The sequence below is a fragment of the cf. Phormidesmis sp. LEGE 11477 genome (assembly GCF_015207105.1).
GTDB lineage: Bacteria > Cyanobacteriota > Cyanobacteriia > Phormidesmidales > Phormidesmidaceae > Phormidesmis.
In genome coordinates this window covers 1-17,161 of the sequence record NZ_JADEXO010000121.1, presented here as the reverse complement: position 1 = coordinate 17,161, position 17,161 = coordinate 1, and the positions used below count along the sequence as shown (strand labels likewise).

14 protein-coding genes are annotated in these 17,161 nt (G+C 49.8%); 9 read left to right on the top strand and 5 right to left on the bottom strand.

Annotated elements, in window-relative coordinates:
- On the bottom strand, positions 1 to 1,117 hold a 1,117-nt coding region (locus tag IQ256_RS24035), incomplete at its 3' end, for a hypothetical protein (protein ID WP_228025225.1).
- 146 nt (positions 1,118 to 1,263) lie between these two features.
- Here IQ256_RS24035 and IQ256_RS24030 point away from each other — a divergent pair.
- Both IQ256_RS24030 and IQ256_RS24025 read left to right on the top strand, forming a co-directional pair.
- On the top strand, positions 1,264 to 1,533 hold the full coding sequence (locus IQ256_RS24030; RefSeq protein WP_193858224.1) for a hypothetical protein: 270 nt from the start codon (positions 1,264 to 1,266) through the stop codon (positions 1,531 to 1,533).
- Positions 1,493 to 1,921 carry a type II toxin-antitoxin system VapC family toxin gene (locus IQ256_RS24025; RefSeq protein WP_370623537.1) on the top strand — a complete coding sequence of 143 codons (429 nt, stop codon included), beginning with the start codon at positions 1,493 to 1,495 and terminating at the stop codon, positions 1,919 to 1,921. Before IQ256_RS24030 ends, IQ256_RS24025 begins: the two co-directional genes overlap by 41 nt.
- A gap of 56 nt (positions 1,922 to 1,977) precedes the next feature.
- On the opposite strand, the gene IQ256_RS29815 is transcribed toward IQ256_RS24025, so the two are convergent.
- On the bottom strand, positions 1,978 to 4,554 hold the full coding sequence (locus IQ256_RS29815) for a histidine phosphatase family protein (protein WP_228025224.1): 2,577 nt from the start codon (positions 4,552 to 4,554) through the stop codon (positions 1,978 to 1,980).
- 302 nt (positions 4,555 to 4,856) lie between these two features.
- Between IQ256_RS29815 and IQ256_RS24005 the strand changes: the two genes are divergently transcribed.
- Positions 4,857 to 5,084 (top strand): hypothetical protein, encoded by a 228-nt coding sequence (locus IQ256_RS24005; RefSeq protein ID WP_193858222.1) that lies wholly within the window; start codon positions 4,857 to 4,859, stop codon positions 5,082 to 5,084.
- Complete coding sequence (locus IQ256_RS24000) at positions 5,081 to 5,470, top strand: type II toxin-antitoxin system VapC family toxin (RefSeq protein WP_193858221.1); 390 nt, start codon at positions 5,081 to 5,083, stop codon at positions 5,468 to 5,470. Before IQ256_RS24005 ends, IQ256_RS24000 begins: the two co-directional genes overlap by 4 nt.
- Positions 5,471 to 5,535: 65 nt before the next feature.
- On the opposite strand, the gene IQ256_RS23995 is transcribed toward IQ256_RS24000, so the two are convergent.
- Positions 5,536 to 9,573, bottom strand: a complete 4,038-nt coding sequence (locus IQ256_RS23995) for a calcium-binding protein (RefSeq protein WP_193858220.1) — start codon at positions 9,571 to 9,573, stop codon at positions 5,536 to 5,538.
- A gap of 191 nt (positions 9,574 to 9,764) precedes the next feature.
- Between IQ256_RS23995 and IQ256_RS23990 the strand changes: the two genes are divergently transcribed.
- Together IQ256_RS23990 and IQ256_RS23985 are read left to right on the top strand one after the other, a co-directional pair.
- Positions 9,765 to 9,989, top strand: a complete 225-nt coding sequence (locus IQ256_RS23990; RefSeq protein WP_193858219.1) for a DUF433 domain-containing protein — start codon at positions 9,765 to 9,767, stop codon at positions 9,987 to 9,989.
- Positions 9,986 to 10,324 (top strand): DUF5615 family PIN-like protein, encoded by a 339-nt coding sequence (locus tag IQ256_RS23985; protein WP_193858218.1) that lies wholly within the window; start codon positions 9,986 to 9,988, stop codon positions 10,322 to 10,324. The genes IQ256_RS23990 and IQ256_RS23985 overlap by 4 nt, the downstream gene beginning before the upstream one ends.
- A 26-nt stretch (positions 10,325 to 10,350) precedes the next feature.
- Here IQ256_RS23985 and IQ256_RS23980 read toward each other — a convergent pair whose 3' ends face one another.
- Positions 10,351 to 14,376 (bottom strand): pre-peptidase C-terminal domain-containing protein, encoded by a 4,026-nt coding sequence (locus IQ256_RS23980; RefSeq protein ID WP_193858217.1) that lies wholly within the window; start codon positions 14,374 to 14,376, stop codon positions 10,351 to 10,353.
- A 273-nt stretch (positions 14,377 to 14,649) separates the two neighbouring features.
- Here IQ256_RS23980 and IQ256_RS23975 point away from each other — a divergent pair, with 273 nt between their 5' ends.
- The 3 genes from IQ256_RS23975 to IQ256_RS23965 all read left to right on the top strand — a co-directional run bounded on the left by IQ256_RS23975 (position 14,650) and on the right by IQ256_RS23965 (position 16,469).
- Positions 14,650 to 14,967 carry a DUF433 domain-containing protein gene (locus IQ256_RS23975; RefSeq protein ID WP_193858216.1) on the top strand — a complete coding sequence of 106 codons (318 nt, stop codon included), beginning with the start codon at positions 14,650 to 14,652 and terminating at the stop codon, positions 14,965 to 14,967.
- Complete coding sequence (locus tag IQ256_RS23970) at positions 14,964 to 15,311, top strand: DUF5615 family PIN-like protein (protein ID WP_193858215.1); 348 nt, start codon at positions 14,964 to 14,966, stop codon at positions 15,309 to 15,311. Before IQ256_RS23975 ends, IQ256_RS23970 begins: the two co-directional genes overlap by 4 nt.
- Positions 15,312 to 15,641: 330 nt before the next feature.
- Positions 15,642 to 16,469 carry a Uma2 family endonuclease gene (locus tag IQ256_RS23965; protein ID WP_193858214.1) on the top strand — a complete coding sequence of 276 codons (828 nt, stop codon included), beginning with the start codon at positions 15,642 to 15,644 and terminating at the stop codon, positions 16,467 to 16,469.
- 85 nt (positions 16,470 to 16,554) lie between these two features.
- Here the strand turns inward: IQ256_RS23965 and IQ256_RS23960 are convergent.
- A partial coding sequence (locus IQ256_RS23960; protein ID WP_370623536.1) for a calcium-binding protein occupies positions 16,555 to 17,161 on the bottom strand: 607 nt, incomplete at its 5' end.

Here is a 17,161-nt window from a genome sequence, read left to right as displayed (position 1 = left end):
CCCCTGCACTCAGTTCCACTTTATAAACATCAACATCCTCGCTGTAGTCAATGTATGTGTATGTACCATCTTCATTGAGGTAGCGGTTTCCAATATTAAAGTAGATAGAATTGCTACCAGAAAACGAAGGATTTTCAGAGCTAATTTCTGTATCTGTTGCTAAAGGAATGATATTGTTTGGCTCACTAGTTTCTCCTCGCGGAATATCCGCTCGTGTATCTACTAGGCCAAAACTACCGCTGCTGTAGTCCTCTAAAATTTCATATCCGTCTCCCACAGCTAAGCTGAAACTAGCCGTCTCTCCATCTTCAGTTTCTCCATCATCCACAACTGCCAAATTCACCAAAGCCGTATACTCCGTCATCCGCAGGTCAAACCCACCGTCACGAACCGCAGCAATCTCACCCCCCTCAACCGAAACACTCTCCAAGTCAAACTCACTCAGATTCGGCGCATCCACCGACACAACTAGTCCACCGTCAGGAATCGTGCCATTCGTCGCCAAAAACGCATGGGCACTCACCGTCCCCTCATCCTCAATCAGATAGTCCGGCCCGGTAAACAAGCTCACCTGTAGTCCTTCAGGCATGGGCGGATTAGGCGGATTGGGCGTATCTGCAAGCTGGCTCACCTCATCGGCAAATATCACCGTACTGCTCGCCGCCGCCGAGTCAATCGTGTACTCGCTAACGTCGGTAATGTCGTTCTGGTCTGCCGCCTCTACCTCATCCTGCGTCCTCAGCGACAGCGCCGCCTCTACCCGTCCATCAAACGTCTCAGGTAAAAAGGTGTCCGGCTCAGGATTGTCAAACACATCAATCGTAAAGGTGCCAAACGTCGCGCCTTCTTCAATCGTGAGGGCAAAGCCAGAGTTATCGAAGTTGGTCACCAAGCTAGCAGCGTCGATGTTCTCCAGCGTAGGATTGAAGGCAAATCCTGGTAGGTCGAGCCGATTGATAATCTGTTCTACGTCGCTATCAACATAGACCTTCAGCCCGCCTTCGGGAGCGGGTTCATCCAGGTCAAAGCGGACGGTCAGGGCCGTACCCTGGTCTTCGACGAGGGCGCTGAGATCGCCATCAAAATTGGTGGACGTGGAAAGAGATACTTGGGGCATGGTTTTGGATTCGTGAATGAATATTGAATGCGGAATGATGTAGGGCTTTGCCTTTCTCTGTGAGTATGCGCTTATAGCGGTGCGGGCTGGAGGTCAGGTAGACTGTAAAAGACTAGGATCTAAGCCAAATGAGAGGATGAGTAGAGATGCAAAGCATTACAGTGCGCTCTCATGTGGGAGCAGATGGAATTCTACATTTGGAGCTACCTGTCGCCGTGACAGAGCAAGACCTGGAGGTGACCGTTCTTTATCAACCTGTGCAGACAGATAGTCAGCATCAGTCTTCCGAATCTTTAGGATATTCCCCGAACTTTTTTGAAGAAACGGCTGGAGCTTGGCAAGGCGAGCCCTTGGTTCGAGGGGAGCAAGGAGAGTGTGATCGCAGACATTGGGACAGTCATGATCTACCTGCTTGATACCAATGCCTGCATCCAGTTCTTGAACCGACGCAGTTCTCCCATCGTCGCCAAGCTGATGTCTACGCCCAGACATGAAATTAGCCTTTGCGATGTCGTTAAAGCTGAACTCTACTACGGTGCCTATCGCAGTCGTCGCCAAGAGCAAAATCTGGCTTTGTATCAGCGGTTCTTCGGCGAGTTTGTTAGTTTGCCGTTTGATGGTGAGGCTGCAGCCATCTACGGCAGCATTCGTGCAGAGCTTGAGGCTGCTGGTACTCCGATTGGAGCTTACGATCTGCAAATTGCTGCGATCGCACTGGCTCATCATCTGACTTTGGTTACTCATAATGTGCGAGAGTTTGAGCGGGTGAAGGGATTACAGATAGAAGATTGGGAAGTGGAATAGAACCTGATACCTACCTTGCGATGTACCGCCCGATCACAAGGTGGGTATTCGTTTATCTAAATCAAAGCCACAGCCTCCTCTGGATTCGAGATATCGGCCACCACTTCAAAGCTGCTCTGCGTTAGCGCCGATGCCTGCACGCCATTAAGAATGGCTAGCGTTTCACCGCTGCTCGCTACGCCCAGCAAGGTGCTGCTGTCCTCTTGAGTGATTGTCAAGGCAGCGAACATTAGCTCGCCTTCGACTAGACCAATCCGGTCGATGCCGACTTCAAAGTCGAGAATAGTATCGGTGCCGTCGCCATTGCCAAACACAAACAGATCGCTGCCGCTGCCGTTGGAGAAATTGTCGCCGACGAGGATGTCGTTGCCAGCGGTGCCCATGATGATGTCGTCGCCGTCATCGCCCCAGATGAAGTCATCACCTGCATCGCCGCTGAGGATGTCGTTGCCGGACTTGCCGCCGATCCGGTCAGAGCCCTCGCCGCCAAAGATAATATCATCACCGCCAGCGATGGTGTCTTGAGTGCTGCGGTTATTCAAATCGCCGCGCAGCAGGTCATCCCCGTCGCCGCCCAGAATCAGATCGCTGCCTATACCGCCAGCGATGGTGTCATCGCCGCCCATGCCGTCGATACCATCAATGCGATCGCTGCCAACTATTGTGTCATCTTCTACGGTGCCGGCTTGATCGATCCTGACGGTGCCATCGGCAAATACCTCCACTCGTTCTCCTAGCTCATTCAAGCCAGCGAAAGTGTTGTCCACGTAGGTTTCACCAGTGCGCCCTGTATCCAACAGATCTTGGGTAGTACGAGTAAAGAAAGACACATCTTCGTGAGAGCTAAAGCCAATAGGAAAGTCAAATTCATTCGCCCAGTCATCGATATGGAGGTGAGGCACAGGTGTCTGCCCTTGAGAGTTGAACTCGGGTACCGACCAGAAGCTAAGGCCGCTAAAGCCGTCAGCCGACGGCGTTTTTTCACCAAAGTTGAAGCCGTTTGGCCCGAGAAGAAATCCATCTTGTATAAGCTCCCTGGTGCCGATGTCAAAAGCAAAGTTGAAATCACCGAAGGTCAGGTGATTGTCTTCGTAGGTGCGTAGCAGGTTGCCATCGGGATCAAAAAAGGAGATATCAAAGGCGGTGAGATCTTTTTCGCGGACGATGTCTTCGGTGTAGATCTGATCGCTGTCGTAACTGAAAGTGCCCTGAACACTAAAGCCAGCAATTTGACCCGTCCAGTCAAAATTGAAGGTGGTAATCCCTGAGCTTTCAGAGAGATCAGCCCACTCTTCTGGCAGCAGATTAGCCAGAATATCAAAGCCGCCGTCGCCGTCTGGCTCTAGCACATAGGCAATGCCCTGTGGATCGGGGTAGATGCCCGTGCCCGATTCAAACAAATCGTCGTGACCAACAATCACTGTGTTGGTGCCCTCGGCAGGCATCATTGTCAAGAAAGGCGTGACGTTCGCCTGCATCTGTTCTATCTGTTCATCGGTGTAGTCTTCAAACGGTAGGAAGTTTAGAGCGGAGTCTTTTTGATATTCACCGAAGGCGATCGCAGCCGTTTCCACCGCTCTGCCGTAGTCGCTAGTAATCACATGATCAAAAGGAATATCAGAGAGCTCAAACCCTTCCCCAATCGCCAGCGACTGCTGCACGCCGATTTCGCTAAGCACCCGTTGAGTTGAAAAGTTGTTGACATCAGCGGTGACCTGATCGGCGAAGTCTCTTTCTGTTTGAGCATGCCTAAAGTAGATAACGTGGCCACCCGCTTGCAGCTTGTCCAAAAGAGCTGCGCCTTCTAGCTGATCGACAAAGTCGGCGTTCGCCTGCTCACCAGGGTTGAGTTCGCCTTCGTAGGTAGGCGACGATGTGACAAAGTCAAAGCTATCGCCTGGGGTCCATCCGTCAAAGCTTTCATCCCCGGTATCTACCGGATCGCTGCCGCCGCCTGTCGGCAAACTCACGCCTTCGGATAGCTCTATCCATTCTTCTGGCAACAGGTTGGCAATGATATCAAAACTACCGCTGCCGTCCGGCTTGAGCAGGTAGGCAATGCCCTGCGGGTCAGGGTAGATGCCTGTTCCTGCTTCAAATAGGTCGTCGTGACCGACGACGATGGTATTGGTGGCCACCTCGGGAACCATCGTCAAAAAAGGCGTGACGTTCACTCGCATCTCTTCGATTTGAGCGTCGGTATAGTCTTCAAATGGGAGAAAGTTTAGGTCAGAGTCTTTTTGATATTCACCGAAGGCGATCGCGGCTGTCTTCACAGCGCGGCCATAGTCGCTGGTAATCACATCATCGTATGGAATTTGAGAGCGCTCAAACCCCTCACCGATGACTAGAGACTGCTGTATACCAATCTCGCTGAGCACCCGTTGAGTTGAAAAGTTGTTGACATCAGCAGTGACCTGATCGGCAAAGTCTCTTTCTGTTTGAGCATGCCTAAAGTAGATAACATAGCCGCCATCTTGCAGATCGTCTAGCAGTGCTTCGCCTTCTAGCTGATCGGCAAAGTCAGCATTTGCCTGCTCACCAGGACTAAGCTCACCTTCATAGGTAGGTAGCTGTGTGACAAAATCAAAGCTATCTCCTGGCTGGTAACCTTCGCGTTCAATTTGAGACATGGTTGGATTTCCTTTATTTGTCGTCGATTTTGTTGTAGAAAATCTTACAGATTTATGTATTCGTAACCTGGATAGACGGTCAGGTTCGTACCTTGGTCTTCAGTTAGGGCGTTGCGATCGCCGTCAAAATCTGTAGGCGTGGAAAGAGATACTCGGGGCATGGTTTTGGAGTTATAGAAAAACAATGAGTGATGAGAGACGAAAGGGAATACGCTATTTTTTGTACGCATCGGCACACTCACTTATGGGAGTCGATGCTCGTAGGCTACTATTGACTTTGGAGTATATAGACAAGGGTGAACATGAATACGAAGCGCCTAATCCTCGAAACAGATGCAATGGGAAACTTAAAGCAGGTGCCCAAGCTGCCGCCAAACCAGCAGCTAGAAGTGATTATTATGCCTGTAGAAGAGCCAACTGGCGCAGACGACAAGCGCCGTCAGCCGCACCCTGAAATCGCTGGAAAAATAAAGCTACTCGATGATATTTTCGATAGCATTCCAGCTGCCGATTGGAATTTGAATTCATGATTGTTCTTGACACCCACATTTGGCTGTGGTGGATAAACGAAGATAACAAAAAGCTTGATTTAACTCGCAAAACGCAAATTGAGCGGAGCGATTCAGTTGCGGTTTCTGCCATTAGTTGTTTAGAGGTTGCTTGGTTAGAACGACACGGGCGGATTGAACTGCCGCTGAGCCGGGCAGACTGGTTTGAAAGAGCATTAGCAGGTTCTGATATCATCTTGATTCCGATTACGCCACAAATTGCGGGGACTGCTGTCGATTTGCCTGAACATCATCGCGACCCGCAGGATAGGTTGATTATTGCGACTGCGATCGCTCATGACGCTTTCTTGATGTCTTCAGATGGCAAGTTTCCAGACTATGAAGAACTCAAAGGTAAGCTGCTGTGAGTCTTCAAGAGCAACCCAGTGCGCGACCATCGCTATGCAGTCACACACTGGATGCTCTATGTGTTTTAAATCAAAGCTATTGCCTCCTCTAGATTCGAGACGTCAGCCACCACCTCAAAGCTGCTCTCAGTCAAGCTGCTGGCCTGTACGCCGTTGAGAATAGCTAGCGTTTCACCGCTGCTCGCTACGCCCAGTAGGGTAGTGCTGCCGTCTTGGGTAATCGTCAGATCAGCGAACATTAGCTCGCCTTCGACCAGGCCAATGCGATCGATGCCGACCTCAAAGTCGAGGATAGTATCGGTGCCGTCGCCATTGCCAAACACAAACAGATCGCTGCCGCTGCCGTTGGAGAAATTGTCGCCGACGAGGATGTCGTTACCAGCGGAGCCCATGATGATGTCGTCGCCGTCATCGCCCCAGATGAAGTCGTCGCCCGCATCGCCGCTGAGGATGTCATTGCCAGATTTTCCTCCGATGCGATCGCTCCCTTCACCGCCGAAGATGATGTCGTTGCCGCCCATTACATCGTCTTGGGGGTTGCGGCTGTTTTCATCACCGCGCAGTATGTCGTCGCCATCGCCACCGAGAATGATGTCGTTGCCGAGGCCACCTGCAAGGGTGTCGTTACCGGCTAGGCCGTCGAGGGTGTTGTTGCCTGCGTCGCCACTTAGGGTGTCGTCGCCATCGGTGCCGATAATATCAAGATCGGGGGTATCACCTGAAGTCAAGCTAACGTTGAGGTCGTATTCTCCTGAGAAAACGCCAATTTCCGGGAAAACCCAACCGCTACCACTGCCTTCTACATTGGGATCGTAGTTGTTGTTTCCAAGCTGACTGATGCCTACATAATAGGTCCCTGCTGATTCGGCAGTAAACTCAAGATAAGGATCGCGGCTAAATTCTTCGTCGGGCGCTGCTGCATTATTGTTGCTAGCTAGTTCGTTTCCATCTGCATCAAACACCCGCAGTTCCGAATCTAAGCGCAAGTCAACGCCTTCATATAGCGATAGTTCTAATCCGCCGACAGCATCAACATCAAGCTTGACGGTATCTCCTGCTTCGAGATTAAGAGTGTACAGATCTACATCTTCGCTGAAGTCGTTATTGTTACGGAAGCCTTGGCCAGGATCTAAGGATGAAATACCACCTCTAACAGTAACACCAGAGTTTTCTAAATTGAGATTGAGATCGTCGGCCTGAGAAATAGTGTCATTAGCATCAATTTCCTCAGTTACAGGAACTTGATTGGAATTGTCAGCTAGAGTGAGCGTTGCTTCATTGGTATCTGGATTAATGGTGGAACCAACAGCCTCAGATAAGGAGAAGGTTGCTGTTTCCAGTCCTTCTGTTTCACCATCGGCTAGCACAGGTAACTCAACTGTAGCGGTAGCATCGGTAATGTTAAGTGAGAATCCTGAATCGGTAGTTTCAGTAATTTCTCCTCCCGCTACGGTTAGTGCCGCTACGTCAAACTCTGAAAGCTCAGGCGCATCAACGTTAACCGTAACCCCTTCTGCTGTTGGGTCTGCTGTAAGATTGAAGGTCAGCACACCCATCGAATTTTCTGACTCTACTAACGTCTCAGATTCACTACTCAAGCTGACTTCCACAACTGAATCTGGGGTATCGGCAATAGTGAACGTAGCCTCACCTCCAGCACCAATAGAGTAGCTAGGAGATTCTACTAACGAAAAACTGAATTCTTGTAATCCTTCATCAAAAGGATCTTCAAACACAGGGAGGCTAATGCTGGCTTCTTGTTCAGTAATTTTGAAGTAGAAGCCACGAAAGTCACCGTCAGGAGAAGGGAAGACACCACCGTCTACTTTGATATTAGAAATATCAAACTGAGGAAGAAGTCCAGCAGAACTTCCACTGACTCGAACAACAACGCCTTGCTCTGGCGGCGGTTCGCTCAAGGTAAAGGTTAACGCTGTTTCGGTTCCCTCAGATTCGATAAGTTCAGTTTCGCTGAGGCTAATCTCAATCTCCGGAATTACTGTTGTTTCAGGAACTTGCTCTGGATCGTAATAGGTGATATTGATTTCAGAGGCTTCACTATCAACGGCATAACCTTCCCCTGACTCTAGAGACCAAGTGACATCTTCAGGCGCTTCTACATCTGGCTCGATGTTATCTGCCCATCCAATGCTTTGAGCGCTAAGTGTGACGAAGGCATTAGGCTCAAAAACTCTTAGCTGAAAGCCTGTTTCACGTCCTGTTTCGTCGTAGATAACCGTTTCTAGATCTGAGCCTGGAGAGAAGGGCGGCGAAAATAGGCTACGTCGAGTGACATATTGTCTTAGGTAGTTGTCGCTATTAACATTGACTAAAATTCCCTCTTCAGGAATTTCTCCTTCGGTTTCCAACGTAAGGAAAAGGATAGAGTTTGTTATTGCTGTCCCTTCTGTCAGATACGAGTTGACTACGTTTTCTGTATCTGGGTCAAGCGTAAAAGTCGCAGCATCCAAAGAAACAGTTGGTGAACCGGGTGCTGCATCGCTACTCTCACCATTACTGCTATCAATAGCACCGTTGCCATCAAAAAATTGAGGCAGCTCTAGAGCAATCTCTGGATTTAAGGCAATAGTAAGGTCATACTCACCTACCCGAGTTTGTCCGTTTCCGAAATTAAGGTCATTATCTCCAAGCCCTGGGATAAAAGGATCGTATTTAACGGCATTAGGAAAGTCTATAAGGTCTACAAAGGAATCAGGACTACCGCTAATTTGATTGCTTATGCCTAAGTAGTAAGTTCCATCTTCTGGGGCTACAAATTCTGTGTAAGAATCCCTGCTAACAAAAAGTTCTCCGGGGCCTTGACCTGCCCAGGTAGATGATAGTTCCTGACCCGCTGAATCAAATATTCGCTGTGATATAAAAGGCCCTCTTGAACTGTCGAACACAAATTCAGTGATGTCTTCTGGAGGATCGCCCCGTAACCAACTATCGGCATCGACACCTATTAAATCGCCTTCTTCTAGTTCAAAGGAGTAAAAATCGACATCTTCAGTAGCATCGATGTAAGTGTAAGTTCCATCGTCGTTAAGATAGCGGTTACCAATATCGAACTCAATCGAAGTGGTCAGAAACGTAGGTTCTGCTTCATTTAGGTCTAAGGAAATTGCTTCAGGGAGTGTATCATTACGCTGATTTAGAGCGCCTGCTGGAATTTCGTTGGTAGTATCAGCTATGTCGAAGCTGCCGCTACTAAAAGCTTCATTCACCTCATACCCATCACCAACTTCTAAACTAAAACTGGCAGTTTCTAAACCCTCAGCTTCACCATCCGCCGCAACTGGCAAATCTACCAGCACCGTGAAGTCTGTCAGCAGAATATCGAAGCCGTCTTCTCGAACTCCGACAATCTCACCGCCTTCGGAGACATTAATGCCATCCAGGTCGAACTCATTCAGCCCCGGCGCACTCACCGACACCAACAATCCCTCTTCTGGAATCGTCGCCCCCGTCACGTTAAACACATGCGCCGACACCGTGCCTTCTTCTTCCACCAAAAAGTCCGGCCCCGTATTCAAACTCACCAGCGGCAGTCCTGAAGTCGGTGGCCCGGTCGGTGGAGTCGGCGGTGGCTCTGGCGACTCCGCAAGCTGGCTCGCCTCATCCGCAAACAGCACCGTACTGGTCGCCCCATCCGGGTCTACCGTGTAGTCGCCCAGCGTTCCCACATCAGCCAGGTCTGCTTGCTCAACTTCGCCCGCCACCCTCAGCGCAAACGCCGCTTCTACTAGGCCATCAAACGTCGCAGGCAAAAACGTATCTGGCTCTGGGTTGTCGAACACATCAATCGTAAAGCTGGCGGTGGTTGCCCCTGCATCAATCGTGAGGAAAAATCCCGAGTTGTCGAAGTTCGTGCCCAGCAGGTTAGGGTTGATGTTCTCTACGGTGGGATTACCGGCAAAGCCGACCAAATCGAGCCGGTTGACAATCTGTTCTATCTCGCTATCGACATACACCTTCAGCCCACCTTCGGGGGCCGGTTCGTCGAGGTCAAAGCGGACGGTAAGGGCTGTACCCTGGTCTTCGACGAGGGCGTTGCGATCGCCATCAAAGTTTGTAGACGTGGAAAGAGATACTTGAGGCATAATTTTGGGGCTCTAAAGAAATAGTGAATGATGAATGATGTAGGGCTTTGGCCCTTCTTTGTGAGTACGATGAGTGACGAAAGAAATGCGCTATCTTTGGGTATGCATGGATACGCAAGCTTAAGGAGGTTGATAGCAGATGTAAAAAAGTAGGCATTTGGGCCTAGAAAGTAGTTTTGGGGTTGTTTGATATGTCATCTTTATTAGAAAGAATTACGGTTAATCCTAGGCAGTGTGGTGGGCGGCCTTGTATTCGAGGAATGAGAATTCGAGTGTCTGACGTTTTAGATTTGTTTGCAGCAGGACTTGAGAGTCAAGAAATTTTGACGGAGATGCCCGACCTAGAGGCCGATGATTTGAAGGCTGCACTCGCTTATGCGTCCCGCAAAATTGACCATCCGGTGCTACTTGTATGACTCTTTGGGTCGATGCCCATTTGTCGCCTGCGATCGCAATCTGGATAACAGAAACCTTTGATATCACGGCAGTTGCCTTGCGAGATCTCAACTTAAGAGATGCCGAAGATCCAGATATTTTTGCAGTGGCAAAAGCACAAAAAGCGATCGTCATGACTAAAGATAGTGATTTTGTTGAGATGGTCGAGCGGTTGGGTTCTCCGCCGCAAATAATTTGGTTGACTTGTGGCAATACTTCCAACGCTCGGCTGCGTGAAATTTTGAGTGAAACGCTACCTCGTGCCCTAGAACTTTTAAGCGCTGGTGAGCCGCTAGTAGAAATTAGTGGAAACTAGCAGCTCGCCCTGAGCAATCGGTGTCTTTAAATTAAGGCCAGTGCCTCCTCTGGGTTTGAGACATCGGCTACTACCTCGAAGCTGCTTTCTGTCAGCGCCGATGCCTGCACGCTGTTTAGAATCGCCAGGGTTTCACTGCTGCTAGCTACGCCTAGCAGGGTATTGCTACCGTCTTGGGTAATCGTCAGATCAGCGAACATTAGCTCGCCTTCGACCAGGCCAATCCGGTCTGTACCCACCTCAAAGTCGAGGATAGTATCGGTGCCATCGCCATTGCCGAACACGAACAGATCGCTGCCGCTGCCGTTAGAGAAGTTGTCGCCCACCAGGATATCGTTGCCCGTCACACCCATGATGATGTCGTCACCGTCGTCGCCCCAGATGAAGTCGTCGCCCGCATCGCCGCTGAGGATGTCGTTGCCAGATTTTCCTCCGATGCGATCGCTCCCTTCACCGCCGAAGATGATATCGTTGCCGCCCATTACATCGTCTTGGGGGTTGCGGCTGTTTTCATCACCGCGCAGTATGTCGTCGCCATCGCCACCGAGAATGATGTCGTTGCCGAGGCCACCTGCGAGGGTATCGTTACCGGCTAGGCCGTCGAGGGTGTTGTTGTTGGCATCGCCAGTTAGGATATCGGCATCATCGGTGCCGATGATGTCAGTAGTGGAAGTATCACCTGTTGTGAGGCTAACACTAAGGTCGTATTCACCTGGGAAAACGCCGATTTCTGGAAAAGTCCAACCACTTCCACTACCTCCTACATTAGGGTCATAATTGCGGTTTCCTAGTTGACTGACGCCTACATAGTAGCTACCTGTTTCTTCAGCAGTAAACTCAAGATAGGGATCGCGACCGAATTCTTCATCGGGTGCGGCTGCGTTGTTGACGCTGGCAAGCTCGTTACCATTGCTATCAAACAAGCGTAATTCGGAGTCCAAACGTAAATCAACGTCTTCAAGCCCTACAAGCTCTAGTCCACCGACAGCATCAACATCGATAGTGACTGTATTTCCTGCTTCCAAATCAAAGGTGTAGAAGTCTACATCCTCGCTGGGGTCAGTGCGTTCAGAGAAATCTTGCCCAGGGTCAAAAGAGGTAAGACCACCTCTAACTGTAGTGCTGAGATTCTCTAAATTGAGATTAAGCGATTGAGCTTGAGCAAGGGTGTCATTATCATTGAACTCTTCAGTGACAGGAACCTGATTTGGATTGTCGTAAAGGACGATGACTGCTTCGTTAGTGTCTGGATTAACCGTAGAGCCGGTTGTTTCAGCCAAAGAAAAAGTTGCCGCTTCTGTTCTTCCTACTTCAGCATCTGCTCGGATAGGTAACTCGACTGTGGCAGTGACATCGGTAATGATAAGAGAGAAACCTGAATCGGTAATTCCAGTAATTTCTCCTCCCATTACAGTCAATGCATCTACGTCAAACACTGAGAGTTCAGGCGCATCGACGGTCACCGTAACGCCCTCTATTGGTGGGTTTGCAGTGAGGTTAAAGGTCAGTACACTTGCCTGATTTTCAGACACAACTAAAGTATCTAAATCGCTACTCAAACTCACTTCTACAACTGAATTTGGATTATCGGCAATGGTAAAAACGGTTTCACTGGCATTGCTATCAACAGTGTAATTGGGCGCTTCTTGCAGAGAAAAGCTAAAGCTTTGCAGTCCTTCATCGAAGGGATCTTCAAACGTGGGGAGGGTAATAGATGCTTCTTGTTCGGTAATTTTGAAGAAAAAGTTACTGAAGTCGAAGTTAGGCGAGGGAAAGACACCACCTTCAATTTCGAGATTGAAAATATCAAACTGAGGGAAAAGACCTGCACTACTGCCATTAACCTGGACAACGATTCCTTCTTCTGGTGGCGGCTCACTCAGGGTAAAAGTCAGAGTTGTTTCTGTTGCCTCAGATTCAATCAGCTCGGTTTCACTCAGACTAATTCCCACTTCTGGAACTATCGAAAGTTCGGGAACTTGATCGGGGTCGTAGTAAGTAGCCGTAAATTCACTGGCATTACTGTCAATGTTGTAGCCCTCTCCAGTTTCGAGGAAGAAGCTCACGTCTTCGGGGGCTTCAACGTCCGGCTCGATAATATCTGCCCAGCCCTCACTCTGAGCATTGAGGGTGATAAAGGTGTAGGGTTCAAAAACTCTTAACTGAAGGCCCGTCTCCCGTCCGGTTTCATCAGAAATAAAGCTTTCTAGTTCTGAACCTGGTGTAAAAGGTGATCCTTGTTGAAACGTACGTCGAGAAACGTATTGTCGCAGATAGTTATCGCTATTGACATTGACTAAAATTCCTTCTTCAGGAATATCTCCTTCAGTTTTTAACGAAAGAACAAGGCTAGAACCTGTTCCTGGCGTTCCTTCGGTTAAATAAGGACTCGTTAGGTTCTCTGTGTCAGGATCGGTAGTGAACGTTAAAAATTCTAAGGAAACAGTGGGTAAACCTGGTTCTGTGTCGCTACTACCACGGTTACTGTTTTCAGCACCGCCGATAGCAAATTGAGGAAGTTCTAGAACAACCTCTGGATTCAAATTAATCGTGAGGTCATACTCAGGGATCCAAGGATCGCCATTTCCACAATCACCGTTATCCCCACTCCCTGGGACAAAAGGATCGTATTTCCAGCGCTCAAAGCCACGAAATTCTGCAAAAGCTTGGGCAAAACCACTAGCAGCATGACTGAGACCCAGATAGTAAGTTCCGCTTTCTGGCGCTTCAAACTCCAGGTAAGAATCCTCAGCCTGATATAGTTCTCCAGGGCCTTGTCCTAACCAATTTGCTGCTATTTCATTCCCTTCCGAGTCGAATATTCGCTGTGCTAAATCAGGCCCTTCGGAATCGTAAGTAAAGATGTTGGTAAGATCTGTTGAAGGTTCGCCCCGTTGATATCTATCAGCGTCAATGCTGATAACATCACCTGCTTCCAGCTCAAAGGAATAAAAATCGACATCTTCGGTGTTATCAATATAGGTATAAGTTCCATCACCATTCAGATAGCGATTCCCGATATTAAAGTCGATTGAAGCTGTGAAAGAGGTGGGATTGGCTTCACTTAGCTCAATAGGAATAGCCAAAGGAAGCGCGTCATTAAGCTGGTTGAGTGACTCAGCAGGAATTTCGGCGGCAGTATCAACAAGATCGAAGCTACCGCTATTGAAAGCTTCATTCACCTCATATCCATTACCTGCTTCCAGGCTAAAGCTAGCAGTTTCTAACCCTTCTGCTTCCCCGTCCGCCGCAACTGGCAAATCTACCAGCACCGTGAAGTCTGTCAGCAGAATATCGAAGCCGTCTTCTCGAACTTCAACAATCTCACCACCGTCTGAGATATTAATCCCATCTAGGTCAAACTCACTCAGCCCCGGCGCACTTACCGATACCAACAATCCCTCTTCAGGAATTGTCGCGCCCGTCACGTTAAACACATGCGCCGATACTGTGCCTTCTTCTTCAACTAAGAAGTCCGGCCCCGTATTCAAACTCACCAGCGGCAATCCTGAAGTCGGTGGCTCTGTCGGCGGCTCTGTTGGTGGCTCTGGTATATCTGTAAGCTGACTGGCATCATCAGCAAACAGCACTGCACTCATCGCCCCATCTGGATCAATCGTGTAGTTGCCCAACGTGCCGACATCTGCTAAGTCTTGCTGCTCCACCTCTGTTGTTAGCATGAAGGCAGCTTCTACCAAACCATCAAACGTTTCCGGCAAGAAGGTATCCGGCTCAGGATTATCGAACACATCAATCGTAAAGCTGGCTGTCGTCGCGCCTTCGTCAATCGTGAGGAAAAAGCCTGAGTTGTCGAAGTTGGTGCCTAGCAGGTTGGGATTGATGTTCTCTACCGTCGGGTTACCAGCAAAGCCGACCAAATCGAGCCGATTGACAATCTGTTCTATCTCGCTATCGACATACACCTTCAGCCCACCTTCGGGGGCCGGTTCGTCGAGGTCAAAGCGGACGGTAAGGGCTGTACCCTGGTCTTCGACGAGGGCGTTAAGGTCGCCATCAAAGTTTGTAGACGTGGAAAGGTTGACTTGCACCATGGGGGCTCCTGAGTTGTTTTGTAAATTGAAAAGGTTGAGGTTTAGCTACGCTCAGCCAACGGAAGTATTGGTATTAAAGAAATTAAGCATAGGGAAGGCTTGTTCATAGCTAGGGTGGAACGCTAACAAGCTGAAGCCACAAAACAGCAATTGGAATCAGAACGCCAACGGACGGCACGTTTGATTGAGCAACTGCGATCGCCCGACCCAGGCCCGGATAATTTAACGGATGGTAAACTATCGTAAGCAACCTATTTTGAGGGCTATGTGGGTATGGACAGTCAATATGTAGAGCAGCGCGATGCAGGTTACTGGATTGCACATACCCGAATCTCATTAGATTCTGTTGTTGTGGCATTTTTGCAGGGATTAACGTCCGAGACGATTGCTGCTGAGTGTTTTCCGTCTTTGAGCTTGGAACAGGTTTATGGTGCGATCGCTTACTACTTAGGGCATCGCGATGAGATTGATGCTTATCTGCAACAGGCCGACTCAGAGTTTGCTGTCCTTCGAGAAGCCACTCGCGAACAGGATCGGCCATTTTATGAAAAGCTAATGCAGGCCAGACGAGCGCCTGTGGGTCAGCAATGATTTGTTTCCAGGCAGATGCAGATTTGAACCAAATTATTGTCAAAGCCTGCCGACGCGCCGAGCCTAATATGGATTTCCAGACGGCTGCTGAAGGCGGGCTAATTGGAATTAGCGATTCAGAAGTCTTAAGCGTTGCAGCTAGGTTAGAGCGAGTACTTGTGACGCATGACCGGAAGACGATGCCAATGCATTTTGCGGATCGCATTGTTGACAAATCTAGCGCTGGCGGCGTTGTTGTTCCGCAGTCAATGGCAGTTCGAGCTGTTGTAGGTGATTTAGTGCTCATTTGGATGGCGAGTGAAGCAGAAGAGTGGGTCAATCGGATTCGGGCGCTGCCTTTGTAGAGCAAGAAGAGACGCAAAAAGAAAAAATTAGCCGCCGCGAGAAACTGCATGGCGGCTAAGTCTGTAGCGTCTAGATCAAAGCCATTGCCTCCTCTGGGTTCGAGACATCGGCCACCACTTCAAAGCTGCTCTGTTTGTGGACGTGGAAAGGGATACTTGGGTCATGGTTTGGGGGCTCCTGAGTTATCTAAACGGGTTTGAATGAGTTTGGGAAGTTTGGATTTCGGCTACGCTCAGTCCATGAGAGCGATCGCATTAAGACGGCTAGGGAGTAAGGAAAACGGGCTTTATAATAAGAACTGACGAGCAGACCCTTTTGAGGCATTCATCATGGTTTCGCAGCCGCTTTCACGCCTACCTAGCACCACAGAGCTACCCTGCTCTGACGACATTCCTGTGGGCTTGTCATTTGGTTCGCTATCGCGAAGTGAAGAACAAAATCTGCTGCCCAATCTGCTGTTGCTAGCTCTCGCTAGCCTGTGGGCCGAACGTATGGACTGGTTCTTTGGGGTAGATATGGCGGTGTATCACACCACTGGCGTAAGCACTAAGGTGCCCGTGGTGCCAGATGCGTTTTTGAGCATTGGCGTAGAAAGGCAAAAGGCCAATCAACCGCGAGGGCGGCTGAGCTATGCAATGTGGGAAGAGGGTGAAACTGCGCCCATACTGGCCATAGAGCTAGTGTCGCAAACGCCTGGAAAAGAGTACGGCGAGAAGTTGGAGATCTATCACCGCTTGGGCGTACTGTACTACGTGGTGTACAACCCTTTGCACTGGAAGCGAGACCAGCACCAGCCGTTTGAGGTGTACAAGCTAGAAGCAGGAGAATACCAGCTTCAGCTAGGTGAACCTTTTTGGATGCCAGAAGTTGGGCTGGGCATTGGCCGAGCCAGGCAGCTAGTGGGCGGACTAGAACGAGAGGTGCTGCTGTGGCACAACGAGCAAGGGCAGGCTTACCCGGTGCCAGAAGCTGAGATGAAAGCGCTGCGATCGCAGCTAAGAAAGTCAGATCAACGGGCACAGGCCGCTGAGCAACGAGCCGAGGCAGAACGCCAGCGAGCCGAAGCCGCAGAACGCCAAATTGAAGTAGAACGCCAACGGGCAGCAAAACTGATAGAGCAATTGCGATCGCTCGGCATCGATCCAGACAAAGACTAGGTTTACGACATTCCATCAGACACAATCTCATTACGAACTCGCCTGTAAAGAGGGGAAAGACACTAGCATTTCCCCTTCCGTTTATCTAAATCAAAGCCATTGCATCCTCTAGATTCGAGACATCCGCAACAATTTCAAAGCTGCTCTGCGTTAGCGCCGATGCCTGCACGCCGTTGAGAACAGCCAGCGTTTCACCGCTGCTTGCGACACCCAACAGGGTAGTGCTGCCCTCTTGAGTAACCGTCAGGTCAGCGAACATTAGCTCGCCTTCGACTAGGCCAATCCGGTCAGTGCCGACTTCAAAGTCGAGGATGGTATCTGTTCCATCGCCGTTGCCGAAGACGAACAGATCGCTGCCGCTGCCGTTGGAGAAGTTGTCGCCAACGAGGGTGTCATTGCCAGTGACGCCCATGATGATATCGTCGCCGTCATCGCCCCAGATGAAGTCGTCGCCTGCGTCGCCGCTGAGGATGTCGTTGCCGGATTTGCCGCCGATGCGGTCATTACCCTCGCCGCCGAAGATGATGTCGTCGCCGCCCATGATGTTGTCTTGGGTGGAGCGGTTGTTGCGATCGCCGCGTAAGATATCGTTGCCTTCGCCGCCTGTGATGATATCGTTGCCGAGGTCACCGAAGAGGGTGTCGGGGTTGGTAGTACCGGTGAGGGTCTCATCGCCGGGTGTAGGGGTGACT